General features: G+C 54.1%; 1 pseudogene. It reads right to left on the minus strand.

Annotated features, from left to right (window positions below):
* Window positions 1–214 (minus strand): annotated as a pseudogene (locus G8O24_RS47345) (YggS family pyridoxal phosphate-dependent enzyme); the annotation flags it as partial.
* Window positions 215–399: the final 185 nt, after the last annotated feature.

Here is a 399-nt window from a genome sequence, read left to right on the forward strand (position 1 = left end):
GATCGTCATCCATGAGTTCAGATTTCGCGAGTGCATCTTGCACCTTGTTTTCGCCGAAAAGCCGGTAGCCAGCCCGATACGCCTCATCGACCATGCTGGGAGGCTTGGTTTTGGAGACTGGTAGCAACGACACCTCACCGGGATTTCGATCACAAGCTCGGCAGGCATCATCAATGCGGGTACGCACCGCCGCTAAGTTGTCAGCCACACTCATGGGAAACTCCTTACAAGACGCCAATGAATCTACTCTGGAGGCAAGGGATTAGGGCCAACGGGCGCATAAACTGATGACAGAGGCCACCGTCAGCACCACGAGAGCTAAGGCGACGCCAACGTACTTGTCAGTCACTTCCCCAAAAACCTTCTCATACCCCACCGATTGGGCGATGGACTTATAGA

It is taken from the genome of Bradyrhizobium campsiandrae (assembly GCF_014529705.1).
In the GTDB taxonomy this organism is placed as follows: Bacteria; Pseudomonadota; Alphaproteobacteria; order Rhizobiales; family Xanthobacteraceae; genus Bradyrhizobium; species Bradyrhizobium campsiandrae.